The organism is Aeromonas mytilicola subsp. aquatica (assembly GCF_044336385.1).
Taxonomy (GTDB): Bacteria; Pseudomonadota; Gammaproteobacteria; order Enterobacterales; family Aeromonadaceae; genus Aeromonas; species Aeromonas rivipollensis.
Genome location: NZ_CP172298.1, coordinates 218,572 through 244,291, shown reverse-complemented (window position 1 = coordinate 244,291; position 25,720 = coordinate 218,572). Strand labels below are relative to the sequence as shown.

At 64.1% G+C, this 25,720-nt stretch carries 23 protein-coding genes; 12 read left to right on the top strand and 11 right to left on the bottom strand.

The window, feature by feature from the left end:
* The first annotated feature begins 47 nt into the window (after nt 1-47).
* Both greB and ACFWHB_RS01145 read left to right on the top strand, forming a co-directional pair.
* Nucleotides 48-521, top strand: coding sequence for a transcription elongation factor GreB (gene greB, locus ACFWHB_RS01150; RefSeq protein ID WP_111911590.1), 474 nt, complete (start codon nt 48-50; stop codon nt 519-521).
* Between the two features lie 226 nt (nt 522-747).
* Complete coding sequence (locus ACFWHB_RS01145) at nt 748-3,060, top strand: Tex family protein (RefSeq protein WP_395949308.1); 2,313 nt, start codon at nt 748-750, stop codon at nt 3,058-3,060.
* A 66-nt stretch (nt 3,061-3,126) separates the two neighbouring features.
* Here ACFWHB_RS01145 and ACFWHB_RS01140 read toward each other — a convergent pair whose 3' ends face one another.
* From ACFWHB_RS01140 to bioH, 3 genes are all read right to left on the bottom strand, one after another.
* The gene (locus ACFWHB_RS01140; RefSeq protein ID WP_395949307.1) at nt 3,127-3,888 is read right to left on the bottom strand and encodes a putative metalloprotease CJM1_0395 family protein; all 762 of its coding nucleotides are present in this window, start codon (nt 3,886-3,888) and stop codon (nt 3,127-3,129) included.
* A 1-nt stretch (nt 3,889) separates the two neighbouring features.
* On the bottom strand, nt 3,890-4,123 hold the full coding sequence (locus ACFWHB_RS01135; RefSeq protein ID WP_025325378.1) for a flagellar hook protein FlgE: 234 nt from the start codon (nt 4,121-4,123) through the stop codon (nt 3,890-3,892).
* Nucleotides 4,124-4,194: 71 nt separating this feature from the next.
* Nucleotides 4,195-4,959, bottom strand: coding sequence for a pimeloyl-ACP methyl ester esterase BioH (bioH, locus tag ACFWHB_RS01130; protein ID WP_262113082.1), 765 nt, complete (start codon nt 4,957-4,959; stop codon nt 4,195-4,197).
* A 38-nt stretch (nt 4,960-4,997) separates the two neighbouring features.
* Here bioH and ACFWHB_RS01125 point away from each other — a divergent pair, with 38 nt between their 5' ends.
* Both ACFWHB_RS01125 and nfuA read left to right on the top strand, forming a co-directional pair.
* Nucleotides 4,998-5,726: a ComF family protein gene (locus ACFWHB_RS01125; RefSeq protein ID WP_289986783.1), complete on the top strand. Its 729-nt coding sequence runs from the start codon at nt 4,998-5,000 to the stop codon at nt 5,724-5,726.
* A gap of 159 nt (nt 5,727-5,885) precedes the next feature.
* Nucleotides 5,886-6,464 carry a Fe-S biogenesis protein NfuA gene (gene nfuA / locus ACFWHB_RS01120; protein ID WP_043133206.1) on the top strand — a complete coding sequence of 193 codons (579 nt, stop codon included), beginning with the start codon at nt 5,886-5,888 and terminating at the stop codon, nt 6,462-6,464.
* A 68-nt stretch (nt 6,465-6,532) separates the two neighbouring features.
* Here nfuA and gpsA read toward each other — a convergent pair whose 3' ends face one another.
* From gpsA to ACFWHB_RS01105, 3 genes are read right to left on the bottom strand one after another with little or no spacing between them, the layout of a single operon-like run.
* Nucleotides 6,533-7,537 carry an NAD(P)H-dependent glycerol-3-phosphate dehydrogenase gene (gene gpsA, locus ACFWHB_RS01115; RefSeq protein ID WP_106885240.1) on the bottom strand — a complete coding sequence of 335 codons (1,005 nt, stop codon included), beginning with the start codon at nt 7,535-7,537 and terminating at the stop codon, nt 6,533-6,535.
* A gap of 2 nt (nt 7,538-7,539) precedes the next feature.
* Nucleotides 7,540-8,010 (bottom strand): protein-export chaperone SecB, encoded by a 471-nt coding sequence (gene secB, locus ACFWHB_RS01110; RefSeq protein ID WP_005328525.1) that lies wholly within the window; start codon nt 8,008-8,010, stop codon nt 7,540-7,542.
* A 47-nt stretch (nt 8,011-8,057) separates the two neighbouring features.
* Nucleotides 8,058-8,489 carry a rhodanese-like domain-containing protein gene (locus ACFWHB_RS01105; RefSeq protein ID WP_106885241.1) on the bottom strand — a complete coding sequence of 144 codons (432 nt, stop codon included), beginning with the start codon at nt 8,487-8,489 and terminating at the stop codon, nt 8,058-8,060.
* Between the two features lie 337 nt (nt 8,490-8,826).
* On the opposite strand from ACFWHB_RS01105, the gene gpmM reads away from it, so the two are divergent.
* Nucleotides 8,827-10,356: a 2,3-bisphosphoglycerate-independent phosphoglycerate mutase gene (gene gpmM, locus ACFWHB_RS01100; protein WP_106885242.1), complete on the top strand. Its 1,530-nt coding sequence runs from the start codon at nt 8,827-8,829 to the stop codon at nt 10,354-10,356.
* Between the two features lie 9 nt (nt 10,357-10,365).
* Nucleotides 10,366-11,769, top strand: coding sequence for a peptidoglycan DD-metalloendopeptidase family protein (locus ACFWHB_RS01095; RefSeq protein ID WP_392415726.1), 1,404 nt, complete (start codon nt 10,366-10,368; stop codon nt 11,767-11,769).
* Nucleotides 11,770-11,995: 226 nt separating this feature from the next.
* Here ACFWHB_RS01095 and ACFWHB_RS01090 read toward each other — a convergent pair whose 3' ends face one another.
* Entirely contained in the window at nt 11,996-12,646 is a 651-nt protein-coding gene (locus tag ACFWHB_RS01090) for a Qnr family pentapeptide repeat protein (protein WP_395949306.1), read from the bottom strand.
* A gap of 89 nt (nt 12,647-12,735) precedes the next feature.
* Here ACFWHB_RS01090 and ACFWHB_RS01085 point away from each other — a divergent pair, with 89 nt between their 5' ends.
* Nucleotides 12,736-13,743 (top strand): substrate-binding domain-containing protein, encoded by a 1,008-nt coding sequence (locus ACFWHB_RS01085; protein WP_106885245.1) that lies wholly within the window; start codon nt 12,736-12,738, stop codon nt 13,741-13,743.
* A gap of 129 nt (nt 13,744-13,872) precedes the next feature.
* Nucleotides 13,873-14,262, top strand: coding sequence for a nuclear transport factor 2 family protein (locus ACFWHB_RS01080; RefSeq protein ID WP_395949305.1), 390 nt, complete (start codon nt 13,873-13,875; stop codon nt 14,260-14,262).
* Here ACFWHB_RS01080 and ACFWHB_RS01075 read toward each other — a convergent pair.
* From ACFWHB_RS01075 to ACFWHB_RS01060, 4 genes are all read right to left on the bottom strand, one after another.
* Nucleotides 14,251-14,943 carry a helix-turn-helix domain-containing protein gene (locus ACFWHB_RS01075; RefSeq protein ID WP_395949304.1) on the bottom strand — a complete coding sequence of 231 codons (693 nt, stop codon included), beginning with the start codon at nt 14,941-14,943 and terminating at the stop codon, nt 14,251-14,253. The two genes, ACFWHB_RS01080 and ACFWHB_RS01075, sit on opposite strands and share 12 nt — an antisense overlap.
* Before the next feature lie 140 nt (nt 14,944-15,083).
* Nucleotides 15,084-15,725, bottom strand: coding sequence for a bifunctional 4-hydroxy-2-oxoglutarate aldolase/2-dehydro-3-deoxy-phosphogluconate aldolase (locus ACFWHB_RS01070; protein WP_168236207.1), 642 nt, complete (start codon nt 15,723-15,725; stop codon nt 15,084-15,086).
* 9 nt (nt 15,726-15,734) lie between these two features.
* Entirely contained in the window at nt 15,735-17,531 is a 1,797-nt protein-coding gene (gene edd, locus ACFWHB_RS01065; protein ID WP_395949303.1) for a phosphogluconate dehydratase, read from the bottom strand.
* Between the two features lie 61 nt (nt 17,532-17,592).
* The gene (locus ACFWHB_RS01060; protein WP_025325364.1) at nt 17,593-18,102 is read right to left on the bottom strand and encodes a gluconokinase; all 510 of its coding nucleotides are present in this window, start codon (nt 18,100-18,102) and stop codon (nt 17,593-17,595) included.
* Between the two features lie 164 nt (nt 18,103-18,266).
* Here ACFWHB_RS01060 and ACFWHB_RS01055 point away from each other — a divergent pair, with 164 nt between their 5' ends.
* From ACFWHB_RS01055 to ACFWHB_RS01040, 4 genes are all read left to right on the top strand, one after another.
* A complete protein-coding gene (locus tag ACFWHB_RS01055) occupies nt 18,267-19,628 on the top strand; it encodes a GntP family permease (protein WP_201035283.1) in 1,362 nt (453 codons plus the stop codon).
* Between the two features lie 153 nt (nt 19,629-19,781).
* Nucleotides 19,782-21,131, top strand: coding sequence for a CDP-diacylglycerol--serine O-phosphatidyltransferase (pssA, locus tag ACFWHB_RS01050; RefSeq protein WP_162520212.1), 1,350 nt, complete (start codon nt 19,782-19,784; stop codon nt 21,129-21,131).
* 176 nt (nt 21,132-21,307) lie between these two features.
* A complete protein-coding gene (gene recG, locus ACFWHB_RS01045) occupies nt 21,308-23,377 on the top strand; it encodes an ATP-dependent DNA helicase RecG (RefSeq protein ID WP_395949302.1) in 2,070 nt (689 codons plus the stop codon).
* A gap of 252 nt (nt 23,378-23,629) precedes the next feature.
* Nucleotides 23,630-25,699: an AsmA-like C-terminal region-containing protein gene (locus tag ACFWHB_RS01040; RefSeq protein ID WP_395949301.1), complete on the top strand. Its 2,070-nt coding sequence runs from the start codon at nt 23,630-23,632 to the stop codon at nt 25,697-25,699.
* The last annotated feature ends 21 nt before the right edge of the window (nt 25,700-25,720 follow it).

The window sequence follows — 25,720 nt, the reverse complement described above, 5'->3', positions numbered from 1 at the left end:
GCAAGACGACGCAACCCACCATGCAGGCAGCAGGGACTGATAAGCCCATGAAAACCAAACTCATCACCCGTGAAGGCTACAACCAGCTCCGGCAGGAACACGACACCCTGTGGCGCGAGGAGAGACCCGAGGTCACCAAGAAGGTCGCCTGGGCGGCGAGCCTCGGGGATCGCAGCGAGAACGCCGACTACCAGTACAACAAGAAGCGGCTGCGGGAGATAGACCGCCGGGTTCGCTACCTGCGCAAGTGCCTGGAGGAGCTCACCATAGTCGATTACTCCCCCTCCCAGGAGGGCAAGGTGTTCTTCGGCGCCTGGGTCGAGGTGGAGAGTGAGGAGGGAGAGACCAAGCGCTTTCGCATCGTCGGCTATGACGAGATCTTCGGTCGCAAGGATTACATCTCCATCGATTCCCCCATGGCCCGCGCCCTGCTCAAGAAAGAGGTCGGCGACGAGGCCATAGTGCGCACGCCAGTGGGTGACGCCTGCTGGTATGTCAACGACATCAACTACCCCAAGTGACCCTGCCGGGGGAACATGGGCCCACCTGCCCCCGCGGGGTCAGGCTGGCGCCCTTGCCCGGGGTAGCATCCCCAGCGTCGACCTCATATAGTGCTCACACCCGGCGCCTTGCGGCGCCAACCGGCCGCAGAAGCGCACCGGGAGTCAGCTGACGAGCCAGCAGCCCGCCGCGACAACTCCCAACCACTGCCGGCCCGTAGGACAGACCCGACCACAGAGACCCCAGATGCACAGCCATGTAATTGAGAGACAGATTGCCGGTGAGCTGAATGCCCGCCCGGAACAGGTGCAGGCCGCCGTGCGCCTGCTGGATGAAGGCTCGACCGTTCCCTTTATCGCCCGTTATCGCAAGGAGGTGACCGGCGGTCTGGACGACAGTCAGCTGCGTACCCTGGAGAGCCGCCTCGGCTATCTGCGTGAACTGGAAGATCGCCGCCAGGTGATCCTTCGCTCCATCGAGGAACAGGGCAAGCTGACCCCCGAGCTGGCGCGCGAGCTGAACGGTGCCGACAGCAAGACCCGGCTCGAAGATCTCTATCTCCCCTACAAGCCCAAGCGTCGCACCAAGGGGCAGATGGCCATAGAAGCTGGGCTGGAGCCGCTGGCCAATCTGTTGCTCACCGATCCGATGAAGGATCCCGAGCAAGCAGCCGCCGCCTTCCTCAATGCCGAGCAGGGGATCACCGACAGCAAGGCCGCCCTCGACGGTGCCCGTTACATCCTGATGGAGCGCTTCGCCGAGCAGGCCGATCTGCTGGAGAAGCTGCGGGACTACCTGTGGCAGAACGCCACCCTGCGCGCCCGCGTGGTGGCAGGCAAGGAGCAGGAAGGGGCCAAGTTCAAGGACTACTTCGAGCACGACGAGCCCCTGCACAAGGCCCCCTCCCACAGGGTGCTGGCCATGCTGCGCGGCCGCAACGAGGGGATCCTCAACCTGGCGCTGGTCACAGGTGACGATGAGGGTGCCAGCCCCTGTGAAGGGATCATTGCCCATCACCTCAAGCTCAATCTGCAGAGCCGTCCGGCCGACAAGTGGCTGCAGGGGGTGGTGAGCTGGACCTGGAAGATCAAGCTCTCCCTGCAGATGGAAACCGAGCTTATCGGCCGCATCCGCGAGTCGGCAGAGGACGAGGCGATCAAGGTGTTCGCCATGAACCTCCAGGATCTGCTGATGGCAGCGCCGGCCGGCATGCGTTGCACCATGGGGCTGGATCCCGGCATCCGCACCGGGGTCAAGGTGGCCGTGGTGGATGCCACCGGCAAGCTGGTCGATCACGCCACCATCTATCCGTTCGAACCCAAGCGCCAGATTGACCAGAGCCTCAAGACCCTGAGCGAGCTGTGCCAGAAGCACAAGGTCGAGCTCATCAGCATAGGCAACGGCACCGCCTCCCGGGAGACCGACCGCCTGGTGAGCGATCTGTTCGAGCGCTACCCCGCCGCCAAGGCGCAGAAGATAGTAGTGAGCGAGGCAGGGGCCTCGGTCTACTCCGCCTCCGAACTCGCCTCCCAGGAGTTCCCGGATCTCGATGTCTCCATCCGTGGTGCCGTCTCCATCGCCCGCCGCCTGCAGGACCCCCTGGCCGAGCTGGTCAAGATCGATCCCAAGAGCATAGGCGTGGGCCAGTACCAGCACGACGTCGGCCAGAGCCAGCTGGCCCGCCGGCTGGATGCCGTGGTCGAGGATTGCGTGAACGCGGTCGGCGTGGATGTGAATACCGCCTCGGTCGCCCTGCTCAACCGGGTTTCCGGCCTCTCCCAGACCCTGGCCCAGAACATAGTCGCCTATCGGGATGAGCACGGCGCCTTCAAGAGCCGCCAGCAACTACTGAAGGTGAGCCGACTCGGGCCCAAGGCGTTCGAGCAGTGTGCCGGCTTCCTGCGCATTCGTGGCGGCAACAATCCGCTGGACGGCTCGGCGGTGCACCCGGAATCCTATCCGGTGGTGGAGCGGATCCTCGCCCAACTTGAACAGACAGTGGACAGCCTGCTCGGCAACAGCAGCTTGCTGCGCAGCCTGAAACCGGCCGACTACACGGACGAGCAATTCGGCGTGCCCACAGTCACCGACATCATAGGCGAGCTGGACAAGCCGGGCCGGGATCCGCGCCCCGAGTTCAAGACCGCCACCTTCAGGGACGGGGTGGAGAAGATAAGCGACCTGGTGCCCGAGATGGTGCTGGAAGGTGTGGTCACCAACGTCACCAATTTCGGCGCCTTCGTCGACATCGGCGTCCATCAGGACGGGCTGGTGCACATCTCCTCCCTGACCGACCGTTTCGTCAAGGATCCCCGCGAGGTGGTCAAGGCGGGGGACATAGTGCGGGTCAAGGTGCTGGAGGTGGATGCCCCGCGCAAACGCATCAGCCTGACCATGCGCCTCGACGAGAAAGCGGGGCAACCCGCCCGCAAGCCGGCGGAATCCCGCCCATCGGGTGCAGGCAGCGCCAGACCCAGGCAGGAACCGAAACCGAGCGCCCCAGCCGGTGGCGCCATGGGCAACGCCTTCGCCGCCGCCCTCTCCAAGATGAAGAAGTGATTGCCCCGAAACGACAAAAGCCCCGCGAGGGGCTTTTTTACATCGCCTGCATAGACCCGGACTCGCTCAGATGTCCTGGCTGAAGGTCTGACGAGGGGCGGGCCTGACGGCCTGCTGGTAGTGCTGGGCTATCACCTGATTGCGCCTCTCCATGTAGGCACCGAGCGGCCCGATTGAAGCGTCCCTGACCTCCATCAGCTCCTTGCGGGCCTGGGCCTCTTTGGCGGTGGCGGCGCGGGCCACGCTCAGATCCTGTGACGAGGGCTCTGCCGGTGCCAGGGCGGCGGCACGCACCTGCTGCATCTTGGCGAGAGTGGCAGCCGGGTCGCCCGGGATGGCGCCGATGTCGATGGCCACCTCACCCCCGGTGGCATAACGCTTGCCATCCGGCCCATGGGAAAACTGGTAGCTGGGGCTGCCCGCATGCTCGCCGCCTGCCATCTGGTGCGCCTGCTCATGCTTGCGTACCTCGAGATCCCGCTCAACAAACGCGGCCAGCTGACGCTGCTGCCTCTGTTGCTCCTGCTGTTCGGGATCCTGCTGCTGCCGGCGCTGGCTCTCCTCCCCCGTGGCCTCGACGAAGCGATGGGACGGGGGCGTCGGGCTGGCCTGCGCATTATCCCGGGTCGAAGCGGCGGGCGGATTGGGATTGGCCTGGGCGGCTCTGGACTTGTCTTTCTGGGAGGCAACGCCGGACTCGGCGGCGGAGGCCTCACCCTGACGTGCGGGAGGCACCAGCTCAGCACGGCGGTTGTCAGTCTGCGCCGATTCAGTCTGCGGTTGCAGCTGATTGGGGATCAGGGGCGGCAGACTGACGTTGATGTTCATCTCACACCTTGATGTCTATCAGGGTGCCCAGCATGTCGCTGGCGGTCTGGATCACCTTGGCGGAGGCGCCGGCATGCAGCTCGGCCACCTTGAGATTGACCAGCTCGTCCGTCACCTGTACCTGGTCGCCCGCCGGGGTGTTGAGGCGGGCGAGCTGCCCGGATGCCTGACCGGCCAGTTGCTCGGCCCGCTGGAATCCCTGTACGCCCGTAGTCATGGCAGAATCGATACGCATCGGCTCACTCCTTTCATGGTTGGCTGATTATCCACCACCTAGAGGCGTTATTGAAGCATGTCGCTCAAGGATCAGCCAATGAACTGTCGCAACAGGGTGATGAAAGGCTCCGGATGGGAGATGAAGGGGGCGTGGGAGGCCTTCTCCAGTACCAGGCTGCGGCTCGCAGGATAGCGCTCGTCCAGCAGCGGTATGGCCGCCTTGGGCACCAGGGAATCCAGCCTGCCATAGATGCGCAGCCAGGGCAGATCCAGGCCGACCAGCTCATCCCGCAAATCCACGTCGGCCAGCAGGCCGAGACCCGCCTCCAGCGCGGCAATCTGGGGGGCCGGACGCTCCATCAGCCAGTGGCGCAACTGGCGAATGTCGTTTCTGGCATGCTCGCTGCCCATGGCCTGGATCGCGAGGAAACGCTCTATGGTCTGCATGAAGTCCCCCGCCAGCATCTGGTTGAACCCCGCCAACACCTTGGGGGCAATCCCGGGCCAGTCTTCGCGGGCCATGAAGCAGGGGGAGCTGGCGACCGTGATGAGGGAGTGAAGGCGCTCGGGCCGGGTCAGGGCCAGCTGGCTCGCCACCAGACCACCGAGGGACCAGCCGAGCAGATGGCATTTTTCCGGCAGGACTGTGGCAACCTGCTCCGCCAGCCAGGGCAAGGAGTAGTCACTCCCCTCGCCAAGGGGGCTGTTGCCAAACCCGGGCAAGTCCACCAGGTGCAGCCGATAGTGGGCCGCCAACTGCTGGGCAATACCGTGCCAGACAGCACCATTCATGCCCCAGCCATGCAACAACACCAGGTCCTGACCCTGGCCAAACCGCTCAACCGATACGCTCATCTAGACTCAAGATCCCTGTTCATCTGCTTGGAGCCTGCATGTTAAAGCGGCTGCTCGCCAAAGCAAGTCCGATCCTCGGCAGCCGGTCCGACTGGCTCGGCCTCTGCCTGCTCTGTCGCCAGCCCTGTGATGACCAGCCTCTGTTGTGCAGCTGGTGTCAGCACTCCCTGCACCAGCCTTGCCGCAAATGCAGGCTCTGCGCGACCCCCTTGCCAGAGCACCATGCAGGAAACGAGCTGCTGTGCGGACGCTGCCAGCGCAGGCCGCCGCCCTGGGAGCGGCTGCAGGTGATAGGTGACTATCAGCTCCCCTACTCCCTGCTCATTCCCCGGCTGAAATACTCGGGCCAGATCCTGCTGGCGCCGCTGCTCGCCCGCCTGCTGGCCGACCATCTGGAGGGAGACGATCCCCCCGAGGCCATCATTCCGGTCCCCCTGCACTGGTGGCGCCAGTGGTGGCGCGGCTTCAATCAGGCGGAAGAGATTGGACTGGCCCTTGGCGCGCTCACCGGCATCCCCTGCGACACCCGGCTGCTGCGCAGGATCAGGGCCACTCCGCAGCAAACCCGGCTCAGTGCTGGCCAGCGGCGGCGCAACCTGCGCGGCGCCTTTCAGATAGCACCCCACAGCTATCGTCACGTAGCCCTGCTCGACGATGTGGTCACCACAGGCGCCACCGCCGGCCAGCTCAGCCGTTTACTCCGCAAAAGTGGCGTTGAGAAGGTGGAAGTGTGGGCACTTTGCCGCACGCAGAGGCACATCAAATAGCCGGGGCGGCATGGGTAGGAGGAAATAGCGGTCTGGCGTCTTGTCATGCGCTTGTTGCGCTCAGGGTCACATAGGGTAGCCATCGACACGCTACCCAAGCCCCGCCAAGCGAGTTATCATGAATACCCTAGTCGTACACTCAGGTTTATGAGGATAGTGATGATCAGCATTTCCGACACCGCCCAGGCCCACTTCCGCAAGTTGCTGGAGAAGCAGCCTGATGGCACCAACATCCGGGTGTTTGTGGTCAATCCGGGAACCCAGAATGCCGAGTGCGGCGTATCCTATTGCCCACCCGACGCGGTCGATCCGGAAGATCAACACCTGCCCTTCAGCGGCTTCGACTGTCTGGTCGATCCCCTGAGCGCCCCTTATCTGATCGATGCCACCATCGACTTCGTCACCGATCAGATGGGCTCCCAGCTCACCCTCAAGGCCCCCAACGCCAAGATGCGCAAGGTGGCCGACGATGCCCCCCTGGCCGATCGCATCGAATACGTGCTGATGTCAGAGGTGAACCCCATGCTGGCCGGTCACGGCGGCAAGGTGACCTTGATTGACATCACCGACGACAAGCTGGCGATTTTGCAGTTCGGTGGTGGTTGCAACGGCTGTTCTCAGGTGGATTACACCCTGAAAGAGGGGATCGAGAAGCAGCTGCTGGAGAAATTCCCGGGCGAGCTCAACGGCGTGAAAGATGCCACCGAGCACCAGCGTGGCGATCACTCCTACTATTGATTTGTCCTTTACGGCAAAGAAAAGGCCCCGCCAGCTGGCGGGGCCTTTTGCATTCTGCGGCGGGCAGGTTACTCGTCCTTCTTGTCTCGCGACAGCAGGGCGATGGCCGCCTCTTTCGGGTTCTTGCCTTCGTACAGCACCTTGAAGATCTGCTCGCAGATGGGCATCTCGACGCCACAACGGGCCGCCAGCAGATGCACCTCCTTGGTGTTGCGATAGCCTTCCACCACCTGACCGATCTCGGTCATGGCGGTTTCCACCGACTTGCCGGCCCCGAGAGCCAGACCGAAGCGACGGTTGCGGGACTGGTTGTCGGTACAGGTCAGCACCAGATCCCCGAGCCCTGCCATTCCCATGAAGGTCTTGGCATCAGCACCCAGTGCGGCACCGAGGCGCTGCATCTCTACCAGGCCCCGGGTGATGAGCGCGGTTCTGGCGTTGGCGCCAAAACCCAGCCCGTCGGAGAGACCGGCACCGATGGCGATGACGTTCTTGACCGCCCCGCCCAGTTGCAGACCGATGAAGTCCGGATTGGTATAGACCCGGAACGAACGGCCGCAGTGCAGCAGTTGCGAGAGATCGTCGGCGAAGTCGTCATGGGTCGACGCCACCGAGATGGCGGTCGGCAGGCCGGCGGCCAGCTCTCTCGCGAAAGTCGGACCGGAGATCACCGCCAGCGGGATAGTCTCCCCCAGCACGTCACGGGCCACGTCCTGCAGCAGGCGGCCGCTGTCCGGCTCCAGCCCCTTGGTGGCCCAGGCGATACGGGTATCCGGGCGCAGGAAGGGTTTGATTCGGGCCAGCACCTGACCGAACACATGGCTCGGCACCACCAGCAGCAACACGGGAGCAGCCTGCACCGCAGCTTGCAGATCGGCAGTCAGCTGCAGATCGGCGGGGAAAGGGACATCAGGCAAAAACGCCTTGTTGCAGCGATCTTGTTCCAGCTCGGCGACATGGGCGGGATCGTGACCCCACAGCAGGGTCGGATGGCCGTTGCGCGCCAGAGAAATGGCAAGGGCGGAGCCATAAGACCCCGCCCCCAAGACCGAGATTGCGATCTGGTCGGCCATTATCAGGCTTCCGCAGTCGCCTGCTGGGCCTGAACCTGTGCCATGTGCTGGGCAAACAGGGCGTCGAAGTTGACCGGTGCCAGATTCAGCTGCGGGAAGGAACCCTTGCTCACCAGGTTGGCCACGGCTTCGCGGGCATAGGGGAACAGGATGTTCGGGCAGAAAGCGGCCAGGCAGTGTGCCAGCTGCGGCTCCGGCAGGTTGCCAATGGTGAAGATACCGGCCTGCTGCACTTCACACAGGAAGGCGGTCTCGGTTTCCAGCTTGCAGGTCACGGTCAGGGTCAGCACGACCTCGTACACGCCGTCGGCCAGGACATTGGTCTTGGTGTCCATGTCCAGCTTGACGTCCGGCTGCCACTCTTTCTGGAAGATGTGCGGAGTATTGGGGGCTTCGAAGGAGACATCCTTGGTGTAGACACGCTGGATGTGGAATTCCGGTTGCACTTCCTGGTTGTTGATTTCGTCAGCCATTTCGTTTGATTCCTTTTTAAGACAATGAGTGGGCGCAGGCCCTTAAATCAGCGTTTTTTGGTCACCGGCAGATTATCTGCACGCCATTGGGCCATGCCACCGCTGAGCACATATACCTGTTTGAAACCGGCTTTGCTCAGTTGGCGACCCGCGCCACCAGCGGTCATCCCCGACTCGCACACCACTATGATGGGGGCATCTTTGTGCTTTTCAACCGGTCCCAGATTGTTCGCCTGGATCTGGGTGAGGGGCAGGTGATGGGCGCCGGCCAGATGACCCTTGGCAAACTCATCCTGACTGCGAATGTCCACCACAGTGGCATTTTCACGGTTGATCAGCAGGGTGGCGCCGTGATTGTTCACCGCCTTCACCGGAGAAAAACGAGCACGCACAGTGGTGTACACCAGGGTGCCTGCCAGGCCGAACCAGGCTGCTGCCAGCAGCGGGTTGCGGGCCGCAAAATCCAAATACTCTTGCATCTTCTACTATCCAGGGACCAAGACAAGGGCCCGAGTATACATGGGGCCCTTGATAAGATCAGCCATCTTGGCGGCAAAGCGAGAGCAAGCTCCCATCAGGGATTGTCCGCCCCCAGACCGGCTTGGGGACGGGGCTGCCACCCGCTGCGGGGGAGAGGCGCCAGGGGGAGAACCGTGCACAAAGACAAGCCGGCAACATGCCAAATACAGCCGGATAACAGGTAAAAACAGAGGTGGAAGAGGGACTTGGCTATCAGGTGACTATTTCGGCAGATGTAGTAATATTACGCTAGTTTCACTTCCCGCAATTCATTCCTATCCGAGAGGACATAGTCTTATGTCAACAGCTAAGAAACCTTTGGTTCTGGTCATCATGGACGGTTGGGGCTACAGCACCAAGCAAGAGCACAACGCCGTTGCCGCCGCCAAGACCCCGAACCTGGACCGCCTGGCCCGTGACTACACCAGCACCCTGATCTCCGGCTCCGGCCTGGATGTGGGTCTGCCGGACGGCCAGATGGGGAACTCCGAAGTGGGCCACGTCAACATCGGCGCCGGTCGCATCGTCTATCAGGAGCTGACCCGCATCTCCAAAGACATCCAGGACGGCGACTTCTTCCAGAACGTCGAGCTGGGCAAGGCTGTTGACGCTGCCGTGACCAAGGGCAAGGCCGTGCACATCATGGGTCTGATGTCCCCGGGTGGCGTACACAGCCACGAAGAGCACATCATGGGCATGATCGAAATGGCCGCCAAGCGTGGCGCCGAGAAGATCTACTTCCACGCCTTCCTGGATGGCCGCGACGTGCCGCCGCGCTCCGCCCAGTCCTCCATCGAGCAGTTCGACGCTCTGTTCGCCCGCCTGGGCAAGGGTCGTTTCGCCTCCATGATCGGCCGTTACTTCGCCATGGACCGTGACAACCGCTGGGATCGCGTGCAGCAAGCTTATGACCTGATGACCCAGGGCAAGGGCGAGTTCACCGCCGACAACGCCACCGACGCCCTGGCTGCCGCCTATGCCCGTGAAGAGAACGACGAGTTCGTCAAGGCCACCCGCATCGGCGACGCTGCCCCTATGATCGACGGCGATGCGCTGATCTTCATGAACTTCCGTGCCGACCGTGCCCGCGAGATCACCCGCGCCTTCGTCGACAGCGACTTCACCGGCTTCGCCCGTGCCGCCACCCCTGCCCTGAACTTCGTGATGCTGACCGAGTACGCGGCCGACATCAAGACCGCCTGCGCCTACCCGCCCACCGCCCTGGTCAACACCCTGGGCGAGTGGCTGGCCAAGCAGGGCAAGACCCAGCTGCGCATCTCCGAGACCGAGAAGTACGCCCACGTCACCTTCTTCTTCAACGGTGGCGAAGAAGATTGCTTCACCGGTGAAGACCGCGAGATCGTCGCCAGCCCGAAAGTGGCCACCTATGACCTGCAGCCGGAGATGAGCTCCGAAGAGCTGACCGACAAGCTGGTCGGCGCCATCAAGAGCGGCAAGTACGACGTCATCATCTGCAACTACCCGAACGGCGACATGGTTGGCCACACCGGCGTGTTCGATGCGGCCGTCAAGGCCTGCGAAGCCGTTGACCACTGCATAGGCCGCGTCACCGAGGCCCTGGCGGAAGTGGGTGGCGAGTGCCTGATCACCGCCGACCACGGCAACGCCGAGAAGATGCTGGACGAAGAGACTGGTCAGGCCCACACCGCCCACACCAATCTGCCGGTTCCCCTCATCTATTTCGGTCGCAAGGCCGAGGTACTGGAGGGCGGCAAACTGTCCGATCTGGCCCCGACCATGCTGACCCTTATGGGTCTTCCTGTGCCGCCGGAAATGACTGGCAAGCCCCTGATGATTCTGAAATAATCCTGCCCCATGCGGGGATGCGAAGTTATTTCACAGAAAACCAGTCGCGTCGGCCTGTTGGCCGGCGCGCTGTTTTTTTGCCTGGTCGGCGGCGCCGGCACGGCCCAGGCTGCAAACCAGCAGCTGGGGGCCATGCAGTCCGAGATAAAGGAACAGCAGAAGACCCTCAAGCTCAGCAAGCAGGAGCTTGCCAAGCTCAACACCCAGCTCAAGGCTGACGAGCAGGCCATCTCGGCCGCCGCCGCCAAGCTGGATCAGACCAGACTGCAACTGAAGCAGAACCAGCAGAAGCTGGCCGACCTGCAGCAGGACAAGCTGGCGCTGGAACAACAAGCCAAACACCAGAAACAGTTGCTGGCCAAGCAGGCGGAAAGCGCCTTCCAGGCGGGTAACCACGACTACCTCAAACTGCTGCTCAATCAGCAGGATCCGGCCAAGCTGAGCCGCTCTCTCGATTACTACGACTATCTCAACAAGGCTCGCATCGAGGCCATAGACGCCCTGCGCGCCACCCGCAACAAGCTGGCGAAAAACCAGCTGGCCACCAAAGAGACCGAGACCAGGCTGCAGACCCTGCTGAGCGAACAGCAGGAGCATCACCAAAGCCTGCTGGCCAGCCAGCAGAGCCGTGCCAAGGTGCGCAACCAGTTGCAGCAGTCGGTGCAAAACGACGAACAGAAGCTCACCAAGCTGGTCAAGGCGGAGAAGGCCCTGAAGGCCAGGCTGGAAGAGTTGCGTCGCCAGCAGGAAGAGAAGGAACGCCGCGAACGGGCCGAGCGGGAGCGCCTCGCCAAGATCAAGGCCGAGCAGGAGCGCCAGCGCCGCCTGGAGGCCCAACGCCTGGCCGCCGAGCAGAAGCGGATTGCGGAGCAACAGCGGATCGCGGCCCAGCAGCAGAAGGCGGGCGAACAACAACGGCTCGCCGCCGAGCAGCAGAGGGTCACCGAACAGCAGAACCGGGTGGCGAAGCAGCAAGCCGCCGCGCGCAGCAGCAGCACCAAGGCCAGTGGCGGCTACAACGGCCTCAGCACCAACGGCAGCCTGCGCTGGCCGGTACAAGGCCCCATCCTCATCTCCTACGGCTCGCCGCGCACCGCCGAGCTCAAGTGGAAGGGCACCCTGATAGGCGCAAGCGAGGGGACCCAGGTCAAGGCGGTGGCGCCTGGCCAGGTGGTCTATGCGGACTGGCTGGACGGCTTCGGCATGCTGCTGGTGATAGACCACGGCCGCGGCTACATGAGCCTCTACGGTCACAATCAGTCGCTGCTGCGTCAGGTGGGCCAGAGCGTGGAGCAGGGGGAACCAGTGGCCCTGGTCGGCGACAGCGGCGGCCAGGACAGACCCGGCCTCTACTTCGAGATCCGCTACCAGGGCGAGGCCATCAACCCGACCAAGTGGCTGGCCAGACGCTAAGCCCACCTTGGCGAGGCCCTCAACCCGGCCCACGACAGCTGGCCAGACGCTGAGCCAGCGCCCCCTCATCTCCAGCCCTTCTCCCGCGAGGGGAGAAGGGCGCGAACGGCGGCATACCCTCACCGCCCCCAGCAAAAAGCCTGCATCACGCAGGCTTTTTGCTTTGCAGGGGAAGAGCCGGGCCGCCCGTCCTGGTTGATGAAAACTTACATCGTTTTCCCCCGTCTCAGGGGAAGACAAGGATCCCTATCTGCTCCAGCAGGGTCTGCTGCTGCTCCTCGTTTATCTGCACCCCGTCCAGGTTGACCCGGCGCAGATCCAGCCCGGGCAGATCGCACTGGCGCAGATCGCAGCCCTGCAGGTTGAAGCTGGTCCAGTCGATCTGCCCAAACTCGGAGCCGCTGAGATCGGATCCCGCCAGCGAGGCCCCCAGCAGGCTGGCCCCCTGCCAGCGGTTGCCGCCGAGTTCGCACTTCTCCAGCAGGCAGCCGTCGAAGTTGGCGTAGCTGAAATTGTTCCCCGTAAGATGGGCCTCGCAGAAGTAGCTCTTGGCGGTGATCTGGTTGGCGAAGCTGGCGTGGCCGAAGTTGATGCCGACCGCCTGACAGTCACGCATCTCCAGCCCCAGACACTGGCTGCGGCTGCAATCCGCCAGGGTGAGATCGCAGCGCAGAAAGCTCGCCTCCCGCAGGTCGCAGCCTTGCAACAGGCAGCCCCGCTCACTCTCCCGATCGTAGAAGCTGCAATCGACGAAGCGGCTATCGCTCAGATCCAGCCAGGAGAAGTTGCAGTCGATAAAGCGGCACTCCGAGAACTGCTCCCCCTCCACCTCCTGCTGCTCGAACCTTTTCCCCTCGAAACACTTGCCCTTGATCATCCCCAGCCTCTCCTGTGATGGCGTCATATGCTGACTTTGTTGCGCAAAAACGGTAATGTTACATGTAACATTCTTTGCCGGATCCCGAGATGAACGACACCCGCAAGCGCCGCCCCACACTGCAGGACATCGCCGACCTGACCGGGGTCACCAAGATGACGGTCAGCCGCTACCTGCGTGACCCATCCGCCGTGGCCGAAGGCACCCGTGAGCGGATCGCCGCAGCGGTGGAGGAGCTCGGCTACATCCCGAACCGGGCGCCGGACATGCTCTCCAACGCCACCAGCAAGGCGATCGGCATACTGATCCCCTCCCTCTCCAACCAGGTCTTCTCGGCGGTGATCCACGGCATAGAGGCGGTGACCCGGCCCGCCGGCTACCAGACCCTGCTCGCCCACTATGGCTACAGCCCGGAGCGGGAGGAGGAGCAGGTTGCCTCCCTGCTCTCCTACAACGTGGATGGCCTCATCCTCTCGGACACCCAGCACACAGAGCGCACCCGCAAGATGATCGCCACCGCCGGCATTCCCGTGGTGGAGACCATGGATCTGCCGCTCTCCCCCATCGACATGGTGGTCGGCATGGATCACCGCGCCGCCGCCCGGGCCATGGTAACAGAGATGCTGCGCCGGGGACGGCGCAAGGTGGTCTACCTGGGGGCGCGCCTAGATGTGCGCACCCAGCTGCGGATGGAGGGCTACTACCAGGCGATGGCGGACTTCGGCCTGGATGGCCAGCACCTGCTGACCGAACAGTCCTCCAGCTTCACCCTGGGCGGCGAGCTGCTGGAGCAGGCCATGGCCCGCTACCCCGACCTCGACGGCCTGTTCTGCACCAACGACGACGTGGCGGTCGGTGCCCTGCTGCAGTGCCAGGCCAAGTGGATACCCGTGCCCCAGCAGATTGCCATCGCCGGCTGCAACGCCCTCGACATAGGCCACGCCATGACCCCCAAGCTGGCGAGCATCAGCACCCCCCGCGAGGCCATAGGTCGCGAGGCGGCCGCCATGCTGCTGGCCAGGCTCAATGGGCAACCCCAGGCCGAGCACCGCAAGGACATGGGCTTCTCCCTCTATGAGGGGGAGAGCCTGGGCTGATCCCGCCCCTTCACACCCACCCGGCGCCACTTTGGCGCCTGTGACCGCCATGATGGCGCGTCCTCCCGGGATCCCTCCCTGCTCACTGATTTATGCTGGCGCAGCTTGTCCCACATTCAGGAGCAGAAGATGAATCACACCGAAAGATTGAAGACCTGCCTGCAGCGCGTCATCTGCGATCCCGGCTTCACCCTGGCCGAGCTCGACACCTGGTTCAGCCCCGACTATTGCCAGCAGGTGAACGGCGAGACCCTCGACTACGCCGCCTTTCGCCAGCATATCGCCGCCTTGAGAGGCCATCTGGCGGAGGCCGCCATCGAGTTTGTCGCCACCCTGGAGCTGGGGCAACGGGTACATTCTACCCATCTGGTTCGAGCCACCCGTCGGGATGGCGGTACCCTGGCCTGCAAGGTGAGCGGCCTCTTCACCTTTCGCGATGGCCGGCTCTGTCACACCGAGGAGGTCACCTGCCTGCTGGCGGGGGGCAAGGAGGACGCAGATATAGGCTCACGGCGCTGAGCCACGGCCCTGCACCCGCGCCAGGGCCGCCGAGAAGGCCTCGGGATCCTCATAGCCGAGGATCCCGGCAATCTCGGCAGGCGCCATCCCCTGGTGTTGCAACTGACGGGCCCGCCCCATCAACACCCGCTCCCGCCACTGACGAAAACTGCACCCCAGCTGACGGGCAAAGAGGCGATTGAGGGTGCGCACCGAGGCGCCGCAGTCACGGGCCAGCGCCTCCAGCGTCACCTTGACGGAGGGGGCCTGGCATACCCTCTCCAGCACCCGTAGCAGGCGCGGATCCAGATCCACGGCCAGGGGGAGCTGCCCCGCCAGCGGAGCGGCGAGTCCCAGCTCGTGGCGCAGCACCCTCAGATAGGCGTCCCGCGTCTCTCCCTCCCCCAGCTCAGGCAGGCGGGCAAAGAGGCCCGCCAGCATGGGGTTCACCTGCAACTGACTGAAAGTGGTGCATGCCGGTTGCGGGCTGTAGAGCAGCGAGAGCCGGGAGTGGCGCAACACGCGAAACTCGTGTGCCCAGCCGGCGGGGATGAGGCAGAGCTGGCCGGCCACCAGCAAGCCGCCCCCATCGTGACCTGTGATGACGCCGCCGCCCTGGTGCAGGTAGCAGTATTGGGCCTGGGAGTGGCAGTGCAGGGCGGTGAGGTGCCCCAGCGGGTAGGAGTGGTGAAGAAAACTCATAAGGGGCGGCAACCTGAGGAACCGACCCCGACCTTAAGACAGCCGGCGGCGCAATGTAAATGGCTTTCCGGCCTCCCGGGGCCGCAAAAACGACAGGCCACCCGAGGGTGGCCTGTTCAATTTATCTAAACGATGGGCGCTTAGCGTTTAACCATTTCAACCGCTTCGCGGGAGAGGCGGGTCACCTCCTCCCAGTTGCCGCTCTTGACCGCATCGGCCGGCAGCATCCAGGAGCCGCCGACCGTGGCCACGCATTTGAGCGCCAGGTAGTCGGCCACGTTTTTCGGGCCTATGCCACCGGTGGGGCAGAATTTCACCTGGGGCAGGGGCGCGGCTATGGCAGAGAGCGCCTTGGTGCCGCCATTCGCTTCGGCCGGGAAGAACTTCAGGTGGTCGTAGCCCGCTTCCAGCGCCTGCATCACCTCGGACGGTGTCGCCACCCCCGGGATCAGCGGTGCAGTGCTCTTGGCCGCGTGGGCCAGCAGGGCCGGAGTCATCCCCGGGGAGATGACGAAGCGGGCACCGGCGGCCACGGCGGCGTCAAACTGTGCGCAGTTGAGCACTGTACCGGCACCGACCATGGCATCCGGCATCGCCTTGGCGATGAGGGCGATGGCGTCGAGGGCCACCGGGGTGCGCAGGGTGATCTCGAACACAGAGATGCCGCCATCCAGCAGCGCCTTGGCCATCGGCAGGGCCTGCTCCAGGTCGTTGATGACCATCACGGGTACCAGCGGAGAGGCGGCAAACACCTCGGCAGGGGTCACTTTCCAGTTCTGCATAACTCTTCCTCAGTCAAAGATGGTGGCGCCGCACTCGGCGCTCGATACCGCGCGACGCATCACGCTGAACAGTTCACGGCCCCACCCCTCTTGTTCCAGGGTGAGGTCGATGTCGGCCTGGGTGCGGCCGCTCAAATCGGTCAGGCAGTCGAGGCGGCCGCTGTCGGCGTCCACCCGCAGCAGATCGCCATCGGCAAGCAGGCCTATGGCCCCGCCGTGCAGCGCCTCCGGGGTGACGTGGATGGCGGCCGGGATCTTGCCGGAGGCGCCGGAGAGGCGACCATCGGTGACCAGGGCCACCTTGTGACCGGCCTTCTGCAGGTTGCCGAGCACCGGCATCAGCTTGTGCAGCTCCGGCATGCCGTTGGCGGCAGGGCCATTGTGGCGCACTACTATGACGGCGTCCTGATTGAGATCCCCCGCCTTGTAGGCCGCCTCCACAGCGTGCTGGGAGGAGAAGACCCGGGCCGGCGCTTCAATCACCCTGTATTCGGGGGCGACCGCCGAGACCTTGACCACGGCGCGGCCCAGGTTGCCACTGAGCAGTTTGGTGCCGCCTGTGGCCTGGAACACGCTGCCAGCGACGGACAGCACGCTCGGATCCGTGCTCTCCCCCACCGGCTGCCACACCAGCTTGCCATCCACCAGCGCGGGGCGGCTGAGGTAATCCTGCATCTCGCCAAACACAGGGGTGGCATCCAGGTGGATCAGGTCCGCCTCGGCCAGACGGCGCATCAGGCCGGGCACGGCGCCCGCCTGCTCGAAGGCGTTCACGTCCGCCGGGCCGTTCGGGTACATGCGCACCAAGAGCGGCACCACGTCGGAGAGATCGCTCAAGTCGTCCCAGGTCAGCTCCAGGCCGGCGGCGCGGGCCAGCGCCACCATGTGGATGCTGTGGTTGGTGCTGCCGCCGGAGGCAAGCAGGGCCACCAGGCCGTTGACCAGGGCGCGCTCGTCCAGCACCTGGCTCAAGGGGCGGTAGGCCGGGGAGCCCGGGATCATGGCGCTGATGCGGCGGGCCGCCTCGCACGTGAGGGCGTGGCGCAGTTCGCTGTGGGGGTGCACGAAGGCGGAGCCCGGCAACATCAGGCCCATGGCCTCGAACACCAGCTGGTTGGTATTGGCGGTGCCATAGAAGGTGCAGGTGCCGGCCGAATGGTAGGCGCCGCACTCCATCTTCAGCAGGGCATCGCGGCCCACTTCACCGGCGGCGTACTGCTGGCGCACCTTCACCTTCTCGTCGTTGCCTATGCCGCTCGCCATGGGGCCGGCGGGCACGAAGGCGGTGGGCAGGTGCGCATGGGAGAGGGCCCCCATGATCTGGCCCGGGGCTATCTTGTCACAGATGCCGAGCAGCAGGGTGGCGTCGAAGGTGTTGTGGGAGAGGGAAACCGCGGTGGCCTGTGCGATGAGATCCCGGGAGAAGAGGGACATGTCCATCCCCGGCTGGCCCTGGGTCACGCCGTCGCACATGGCGGGCACGCCGCCGGCGACCTGGGCGCTGTGGCCCAGCTCGGCCAGCGCACCCTTGATGATGTCCGGATAGCCCTGATAGGGCTGATGGGCGCTCAGCATGTCGTTGTAGGCGGTGACTATGGCCACGTTGGCGCGGGTCATGTCGAGGATGCGCCCCTTGTCGTCACAGCTGGAGGCGGCCACGGCGTGGGCCAGGTTGCCACAGGAGAGGGAGGCGCGGGTCTTGCCCTGCTCGGTCTGGCGCTGGATGCGGGCCAGGAAGGCCTGACGGCGAGCGACACTGCGCTCGCGGATGCGGCGGGTCACTTCGGTGATCACGGGATGGGTCATAGGATTGTCTCCAACACGGAAATACGGACGCGATCGACAAAGGCCAGGATCGCGAAATGGCTCATTGCACCTGCGCCAGGGCGGTGACGGCGCGGTCAACCACCTGCTCGAAGGTGCCATCTATGTCGACGCGAAACACACCGGCCTCGCCATCCGGCCGCTCCAGGGTCTCAAACTGACTCTTTACCATGCCTTCCCGCATGAAGTGGCCCTTGCGTGCCCGCATCCGGTCGAGAATGAGGGACTGGCTGCCGTCCAGAAACAGGAAGTGCACCGACTCGTTGCCCTCGCGGATCTGATCGCGGTACTGCTTCTTGAGGGCCGAGCAGACGATGACGCCCAGCTCGTTCTTCTGCTCCAGGCTGTAGGCCGCATCGCGGATCCGCTCCAGCCAGGGTGCCCTGTCTTCGTCGTTGAGAGGGTTGCCGCCCGCCATCTTCTGGATGTTGGCGCGGGGGTGCAGATCATCACCGTCGATGAACTTGGCGCCCAGGGCGCTGGCCACCTTGAGGCCTATGCTGGACTTGCCACTGCCACACACACCCATCACGATAATGCTCTTGCCCGCCATTATTTGACCTCTCTCTCACTTTTCAAAAAACGTTTACCTGATGGGTTCTAAGTTAGCACGTTACCGGTAACATGTTACCGGTAACGTTGCGCAATGTGAAGTGGAGCACAGAAATGTGCAGAACAACTACTAGAACCATTTGAGGACATTTTATGGACGGAGCGATGAACACACCCGATGTCGCCTACCTGCTCTCGGTAGCCGCTGGCGCTATCGTCATGCTGCTGGTGCTGATCATGCGATTCAAGGTACATGCCTTCGTGGCATTGACCCTGGTCAGCATGCTGACGGCCCTGGCCACCGGGGTCACCTATGACCAGGTGATCCCCACCATGCTGACCGGTTTCGGCGGCACCCTGGCCTCGGTCGCGCTGCTGGTCGGCCTCGGTGCCATGATAGGCAGGATCCTGGAGATGACGGGGGGCGCCAAGGTGCTTGCCGACACCCTGATCAACCGCTTCGGCTCCCACCGCGCTCCCTTCGCGCTAGGGATCGCCTCCCTGCTGTTCGGCTTCCCTATCTTCTTCGATGCCGGCCTCATCGTCATGCTGCCCATCATCTTCAGCGTGGCCAAGCAGTTCGGCGGCTCAGTCCTCAAATATGCCCTGCCCTCCGCCGGTGCCTTCGCGGTGATGCACGCCTTCCTGCCACCCCACCCGGGCCCGGTGGCCGCCAGCGAACTGCTGGGTGCCAACATAGGGCTGCTCACCATAGTGGGTCTGCTGGTCGCGCTGCCGACCTGGTATCTGGGTGCCTATCTGTTCGGGCTCTGGTCCGGCAAGAAGTTTGAGCTGCCCCTGCCCCCGAGCTTCACCGAGACCGCAGAGCGACTCTCCGACCAGGCGCCGAGCTTTGGCCAGGTGCTCTCCATCCTGCTGCTGCCGCTGGTGCTCATCTTCATGGATACCGGCCTCAACACCCTGAGCGTCATGGGGGTAATCGACAAGGGTGCCGACTGGGTGAACGTGCTGCGCATGGTCGGCAAGACCCCGGTGGCCCTGCTCATCACAGTGCTCTATGCCCTCTGGCTGTTCCGTCAGACCCAGGGCAAGGTGCAGCTCGAGAAGTTCTGCAACGACGCCCTGGCTCCCGTCTGCGCCGTCATCCTGGTGACGGGTGCCGGTGGCATGTTCGGCGGCGTGCTGCGGGCCAGCGGCATCGGCACAGCCCTGGCTGACGTGCTCTCCGACACCGGCATGCCGGTGATCCTGGCTGCCTTCCTGGTCTCTACCGCACTGCGGGTGGCCCAGGGCTCGGCCACGGTAGCCCTGACCACCACGGCCGCCCTGATGGCGCCGACGGTCGCGGCCACGGCCGGGCTGAGCGATCTGGATCTGACCTTCATCGTCATCGCCATCGCCGGTGGGGCGACCGTGCTCTCCCACTTCAACGATTCCGGTTTCTGGCTGGTCAGCCGCTTCCTCAACATGGACGAGAAGACCACCCTCAAGACCTGGACAGTGATGGAGACACTGCTCGGTACCATCGCCTTCCTCATCGTTGCCATGGCAAGCATCGTCTTCTAACTCCCCCATATCGGGGCCCCGTCCGGCGGCCCCGATATGGCGTTCCATCGACATTTTTACGGATTCTTGCTTGGGCCCATCGCCGCAGGTTGCTAGAATTGCCTATTCATCGCCCCGAGTGGAACGCTTCATCCCGTGATTTCAGGCTTCTCTATGCATTCATCGGCACATTATCGACAGTTGCTGGCACGTTTACCCCAGATCGCGGTTGCCGCAGATCAGTTCCAGGTACTCAACAGCGCCAAAGATTTCAAGAGCCGTATCCTCTCGCTCATCGCCAACGCGACCCAGCGTATCTATCTGATCGCCCTCTACCTGCAGGATGACGAGGCGGGACGGGAAATCCTCTCCGCCCTCTACGCCGCCAAGCAGCGCAACCCCGCCCTCGACATCAAGGTCTTCGTCGACTTCCACCGCGCCCAGCGCGGCCTGATCGGCAAGGGCAAACAGGGGGGCAACCACCTGATGTATCAGGCCATGGCCGCCCGCCATGAACACCAGATCGAGATCTACGGCGTGCCGGTCAAGGGCCGCGAGCTGCTCGGCGTCCTGCACCTCAAGGGCTTCATCTTCGACGACATCCTGCTCTACTCGGGTGCCAGCCTCAACGACATCTACCTGCACCAGCAGGAGCGCTACCGCTTCGATCGCTATCACCAGATCCACAGCCAGGCCCTGACCCGCAGCATGGTCAACTACGTGGATGACGTCTTCCTCAAGAGCGAGGCCGTGCAGCGGCTGGATCGCACCGGCATTCCGGGTGCCAAGCAGCTCAAGGGGCAGATCCGCCGCTTCAAGCACAACCTGCGCACCAGCCAGTACAGATTCGAGAGCATACCGGCCAACAGCCAGGAGATCGCCATCACCCCCATGGTGGGCCTGGGCAAGCGCGGCAACCAGCTCAACCGGATGATCCGCAACCTGGTGCGGGCCACCGAGCGGGAGATCTTCATCTGCACCCCTTACTTCAACCCCCCCAAGGAGTTGAACAAGGACGTGGAAGCCCTGCTAAAGCGCGGCTGCAAGGTGACCATAGTGGTGGGCGACAAGACAGCCAACGACTTCTTCATCCCGCCGGAGGAGAAATTCTCCACCATAGGCGGCCTGCCCTATCTCTACGAGACCAACCTGCGCAAGTTTGCCGAGCGCAACCAGCACCATATCGACAGCGGCCGTCTCAACCTGATGCTCTGGTGCTGCGACAAGCACTCCTATCACCTCAAGGGGATCTTCGTGGACGAGGAGTGGGCCCTGCTCACCGGCAACAACCTCAATCCCCGCGCCTGGGCGCTGGATCTGGAGAACGGCCTGCTGGTCCATGACCGCCACCACCACCTGCGCGTGCGCTTCCAGGAGGAGCGCGAGAACATACTGGCCCATACCCGTCGCATCAGCCACTTCGATCAGATAGAGCAGATCAAGGATTACCCCGAGCAGGTGCGCAAGCTGCTTGCCAGGATCCACAGGGTCAGGGCCCACATCCTGCTCAAGCGGATCATCTAGGCCTTATCCGCCTCCCCTGTCTGCCCCTCCAAAGGCCTGCCGTTTTCGGCAGGCCTTTGTCCTATGTGCCCTCTCACCCAGCTTGGGGGCCCCTGCCGCTGCAACGCGGCTTGCATCGAGACAGCAACAACCCCTATCATCTGGACATATTTACAGTGTTTTCGGGCATCTAATTGATGAAATTGGATAAAATTCCTCTCGATAGCCTCAAGGGCGTCGGCAGCAAGATGCTGGAGAAGCTCGAGCGGCTGGGGCTGGCCACGGTACAGGATCTGCTGTTCCACCTCCCCCTGCGCTACGAGGACCGCACCCAGGTGTGGCCCATAGGCGATCTGCCGCCCGGGCTGCACGGCGCCGTCGAGGGCGAAATCCAGGATACCCAGCTGGTCATGGGGCGCCGCCGCATGCTGGTGTGCCGCATCAGCGACGGCACCGGCAGCCTGACCCTGCGTTTCTTCAATTTCACCGCCGCCCAGAAGAACAGCCTGGCCCAGGGCCGGTTGATCCGCTGCTTCGGCGAGGCCCGTCCCGGCAAATACGGGCTGGAGATGGCCCACCCCGAGTACAAGCTGCTCGGCGAGGAGCAGGCCGGCCAGACCGAAGAGGCGCTCACCCCCGTCTACCCGACCACCGAAGGCTTGCGCCAGCTCAGCCTGCGCAGCCTCACGGGTCAGGCGCTGGCCCAGCTCGATCTCTACGGGGTGGAGGAGCTGCTGCCCGCCGGCCTCTACCCCCAGCAGATAGACCTCGCCGCCGCCCTGCGTCTGCTGCACCGTCCGCCCCCCTCGGTGGCGCTGGCCCTGCTGGAGAGCGGCCAGCACCCGGCCCAGCAGCGACTGGTGCTGGAAGAGCTGCTGGCCCACAACCTCTCCGTCCTCAAGGTCCGCGCCCAGGCCCAGACCCAGCTGGCCCGTACCCTCAAACCGGCCCCCACCCTGGTCACACAGCTGCTCGGCGCCCTGCCGTTCAAGCCGACCGGGGCCCAGAATCGGGTGGTGGCGGAGATCAGCCAGGATCTGCAACGCAGCCATCCCATGATGCGGCTGGTGCAGGGGGATGTGGGCTCAGGCAAGACGCTGGTCGCGGCCTTGGCGGCGCTGCAAGCCATAGGCAACGGCTGCCAGGTGGGGCTGATGGCGCCGACCGAACTGCTGGCCGAACAGCACGCAGTCAACTTCAGCAACTGGCTGGCCCCCCTCGGCATCAAGGTGGGCTGGCTGGCGGGCAAGCAGAAGGGCAAGGCGCGGGAGGAGGCGCTGGCGGCGATCAAAGACGGCAGCGTCAAGATGGTGGTGGGCACCCACGCCATCTTCCAGGAGCAGGTGGTGTTCCAGCGCCTGGCCCTGGTGATCATCGACGAACAACACAGGTTCGGGGTACACCAGCGCCTCGCCCTGCGCGAAAAAGGGGAGCGGGAGGGGGTGCATCCCCATCAGCTGATCATGACCGCCACCCCCATTCCCCGGACCCTGGCGATGACAGCCTATGCCGATCTCGACACCTCCGTCATCGACGAGCTGCCGCCCGGCCGCACTCCCATCACTACTGTCGCCCTGCCGGACAGTCGCCGTCAGGATGTGATCGAGCGGGTGAAACTCGCCTGCACCGAGGGCAAGCAGGCCTACTGGGTCTGCACCCTGATCGAGGAGTCCGAGGTGCTGGAGTGCCAGGCCGCCGAAGACACGGCCGCCGAGCTGCAAGCCAGGCTGCCCGGCCTGCACATAGGCCTGGTCCATGGGCGGATGCGCCCGGTCGAGAAGCAGCGGGTGATGGAGGAGTTCAAAGCGGGCATCTTGCAGCTGCTGGTCGCCACCACAGTCATCGAGGTGGGGGTAGACGTGCCCAATGCCAGCCTGATGATCATCGAGAACCCGGAACGGCTGGGGCTGGCCCAGTTGCACCAGCTGCGCGGCCGGGTCGGCCGGGGCTCGGTGGCCTCCCATTGCGTGCTGCTCTACCATGCCCCCCTCTCCAAGACGGCTCAGAGTCGGCTCGGGGTGCTGCGGGAGACCAACGACGGCTTCCTGATCGCCCAGCGGGATCTCGAGCTGCGTGGCCCGGGGGAACTGCTCGGCACCCGCCAGACCGGGTTGGCAGATCTCAAGATCGCCGATCTGGTGCGCGACCAGTCGCTCATTCCCCAGGTGCAGAAGATGGCGCGCTTCTTGATGGACAAGCATCCGAGCCATGTCGAACCCCTGATCCGCCGCTGGCTCGGCCTGCGGGATCACTATTCCAATGCCTGACCCGGGGACATGCAGAAGATGGTCAGATTCTTGATGGACCTGCATCCGAGCCATGTCGAACCCTTGATACGGCGTTGGCTCGGTTTACGGGATCACTACTCCAATGCCTGACCGAGGCAGATGCAGAAGATGGTCAGATTCCTGATGGACAAGCATCCCAGCCACGTCGAACCCTTGATCCGCCGCTGGCTGGGCCTGCGGGATCACTATTCCAACGCCTGACCCCCAACAGATCACAGGAGGAAAACACCGATGAATTCCTGGCTACGCGCCCTGCTCTATCTGTTTGCCTTCCTGCTGCTGTTCGTCTGGGTCGGCCTCGGCCTGTTCGACGCCGAGCGTGCCAAGGGCCCCATCGCCAGCTGGATCAGCCAGCAGACCGGCGTGCCAGTCACCATAGGGCGACTGGTGTTCAACCCGCTTCACCCCTACACCCTGCTGGCGGAGCAGGTGCAATACGGGGATGCGGTGCAGCTGGAGAAGATCTATCTGGAGATAGACAACATCGACTGGCTGAACCGGGACGTACGCATCGCCCACCTGGATCTCATCCGCCCCGTCATCAAGTTGCCGCTACCGAACCAGCTGCCGACCCTGCCGGTGCACTCCCTCACCATCAGCGACAGCACCATAGACAACCTGAGCCTGCTGAGCCCGGAGCTGACCCTGCGCGGCCTGAGCGCCACCCTGAGCGACTGGGAGCTGATCGATCCTAAACGCCAGCCCCAGGCCAACCTCAGCCTCGGCATCAACCAGCTGGAGACGCCGCAGCTCACCCTGGCCCGCCTCAGCCTCAAGGGGCGACTGGAGGGGCAGGTGCTGAGCACGGACAAGCTGACCACCAACCTGTTCGACGGTCTGCTGGAAACCGGCATGGTGCTGAACTGGCCGGATCGCAGCCTACAACTGCACGCCTTGAAGGCCCGTGGCATGCGGGTCGAACTGGGGGATATCCCTCAGGGTGAGTTCCCCCTGCGCCGCATCACCCTGGATCGGGGCCAGCTCGATCGGGTCAGCGTCAACGCCATAGAGCAGGAGCTCTCCCTCAACAACTTCAGCGGTCAGCTCACCGCCTTCGACTGGCAGGCGGGCAACCAGCCAAGCGGCTATCTCTCCGGCACCCTGTCAGATCTCGGCCGCGGCCTGTTCCAGCTGGAAGCCATCGAGGGCAAGCTCGCCTTCTTCCCCGGGCAGATCGATGCCGAACTGCAGGGCAAGGCATACGACGGGGAGTTCAATGTCGAGCTTGCCCTCGACACCCAACAGCAAAAGCTGACCCTCAAGGACCTGGCCCTGAGCGGCATGGACATCAGCCTGCCGGAAGGGTGGTGGCAGGAGTGGCAGGGCTGGCGCCCGCAGCAGATCGAGGTGCGCAAGCTGGCCTTCGACAAGCTCAAGGTGCTCTCCTTCGACGACACCCTGCCCCTCTCCCTGACCGGCTGGCAGCTCTATCTGAGCGATCTCAGCCTGAAGGGCAACCAGCCGGACCCGCTGCTGGGCCGGGCCAGCATCGAGAGCAAGTGGTTCGAGCTGGTGTGGGACGGCTTGAGTGCCCGCAACGGCGCCCTGGACGCGGAGCTGACCCCCGGCGCCTGGCAGCTCAACAGGCTCAGCAGCGAACTGCCGGATGAGGGCTCCCTCAGCCTGAGCGGCCAATGGGGCAAGGTGCCCGGGCAGGAGAGCCGCCTGCAACTGCAGGGCAAGCAGCTGGATCTGGAGAAGTGGGGCGAACTGCTCCATGCCCCCGTTTCGCTGGCGGGCAAGGTGGATCTGGAGACGGATCTGCAGGCGGATCTGGCCCCGCAGCCGGAGCAGGCCACCGGCAACTGGCGCCGCACCCTGCAGGGCAGCCTGAGCCTGGAGGCCAGGGATCCCTTCTGGGACAAGGTCGGGATAGACCCTCTGCTGGACAACTGGTTCAAGGAGGCGGCCCCGCCCACCCTGACCCCCGAGACCCTGTGGCAGGCGATGCAGCAGGGGGATACCCCCTTCTACCACATCAAGCTGAAGGCCAGGGCCGAGCAGGGCAAGCTGCAGATCGAGCAGGGCGGGGCCTCCACCATCACCCACCTGCTGGCGTTGCAGGGCGGGGTCGATCTCGCCAGCGACCAGTGGCAGCTTGATCTCGGCGTGCTGAACAAACGGCGCTGCGCCGAGCTGCTGGCGCGCTGGCGTGGCCCCCTTGAGAGCCCGGCCCTTGAATGGCGCTTCCCGACCGGGGAAGCCACTTGCGACTGGGAGACAGGCGTACGCTACCCGGCCCAGGGGCGCAGTGGCCCGCTCCGGCGACCCCAGATGCCCCCCGCCACCGCGGCGCAATGACGAACAAGGCCTCATCATGAG

Excerpts from the sequence above, each read along its gene's own strand:
- greB (WP_111911590.1), top strand. The coding sequence starts at position 48 with ATGAAAACCAAACTCATCACCCGTGAAGGCTACAACCAGCTCCGGCAG.
- ACFWHB_RS01145 (WP_395949308.1), top strand. The coding sequence starts at position 748 with ATGCACAGCCATGTAATTGAGAGACAGATTGCCGGTGAGCTGAATGCC.
- ACFWHB_RS01140 (WP_395949307.1), bottom strand. The coding sequence starts at position 3,888 with ATGAACATCAACGTCAGTCTGCCGCCCCTGATCCCCAATCAGCTGCAA.
- ACFWHB_RS01135 (WP_025325378.1), bottom strand. The coding sequence starts at position 4,123 with ATGCGTATCGATTCTGCCATGACTACGGGCGTACAGGGATTCCAGCGG.
- bioH (WP_262113082.1), bottom strand. The coding sequence starts at position 4,959 with ATGAGCGTATCGGTTGAGCGGTTTGGCCAGGGTCAGGACCTGGTGTTG.
- ACFWHB_RS01125 (WP_289986783.1), top strand. The coding sequence starts at position 4,998 with ATGTTAAAGCGGCTGCTCGCCAAAGCAAGTCCGATCCTCGGCAGCCGG.
- nfuA (WP_043133206.1), top strand. The coding sequence starts at position 5,886 with ATGATCAGCATTTCCGACACCGCCCAGGCCCACTTCCGCAAGTTGCTG.
- gpsA (WP_106885240.1), bottom strand. The coding sequence starts at position 7,537 with ATGGCCGACCAGATCGCAATCTCGGTCTTGGGGGCGGGGTCTTATGGC.
- secB (WP_005328525.1), bottom strand. The coding sequence starts at position 8,010 with ATGGCTGACGAAATCAACAACCAGGAAGTGCAACCGGAATTCCACATC.
- ACFWHB_RS01105 (WP_106885241.1), bottom strand. The coding sequence starts at position 8,489 with ATGCAAGAGTATTTGGATTTTGCGGCCCGCAACCCGCTGCTGGCAGCA.
- gpmM (WP_106885242.1), top strand. The coding sequence starts at position 8,827 with ATGTCAACAGCTAAGAAACCTTTGGTTCTGGTCATCATGGACGGTTGG.
- ACFWHB_RS01095 (WP_392415726.1), top strand. The coding sequence starts at position 10,366 with ATGCGGGGATGCGAAGTTATTTCACAGAAAACCAGTCGCGTCGGCCTG.
- ACFWHB_RS01090 (WP_395949306.1), bottom strand. The coding sequence starts at position 12,646 with ATGATCAAGGGCAAGTGTTTCGAGGGGAAAAGGTTCGAGCAGCAGGAG.
- ACFWHB_RS01085 (WP_106885245.1), top strand. The coding sequence starts at position 12,736 with ATGAACGACACCCGCAAGCGCCGCCCCACACTGCAGGACATCGCCGAC.
- ACFWHB_RS01080 (WP_395949305.1), top strand. The coding sequence starts at position 13,873 with ATGAATCACACCGAAAGATTGAAGACCTGCCTGCAGCGCGTCATCTGC.
- ACFWHB_RS01075 (WP_395949304.1), bottom strand. The coding sequence starts at position 14,943 with ATGAGTTTTCTTCACCACTCCTACCCGCTGGGGCACCTCACCGCCCTG.
- ACFWHB_RS01070 (WP_168236207.1), bottom strand. The coding sequence starts at position 15,725 with ATGCAGAACTGGAAAGTGACCCCTGCCGAGGTGTTTGCCGCCTCTCCG.
- edd (WP_395949303.1), bottom strand. The coding sequence starts at position 17,531 with ATGACCCATCCCGTGATCACCGAAGTGACCCGCCGCATCCGCGAGCGC.
- ACFWHB_RS01060 (WP_025325364.1), bottom strand. The coding sequence starts at position 18,102 with ATGGCGGGCAAGAGCATTATCGTGATGGGTGTGTGTGGCAGTGGCAAG.
- ACFWHB_RS01055 (WP_201035283.1), top strand. The coding sequence starts at position 18,267 with ATGAACACACCCGATGTCGCCTACCTGCTCTCGGTAGCCGCTGGCGCT.
- pssA (WP_162520212.1), top strand. The coding sequence starts at position 19,782 with ATGCATTCATCGGCACATTATCGACAGTTGCTGGCACGTTTACCCCAG.
- recG (WP_395949302.1), top strand. The coding sequence starts at position 21,308 with ATGAAATTGGATAAAATTCCTCTCGATAGCCTCAAGGGCGTCGGCAGC.
- ACFWHB_RS01040 (WP_395949301.1), top strand. The coding sequence starts at position 23,630 with ATGAATTCCTGGCTACGCGCCCTGCTCTATCTGTTTGCCTTCCTGCTG.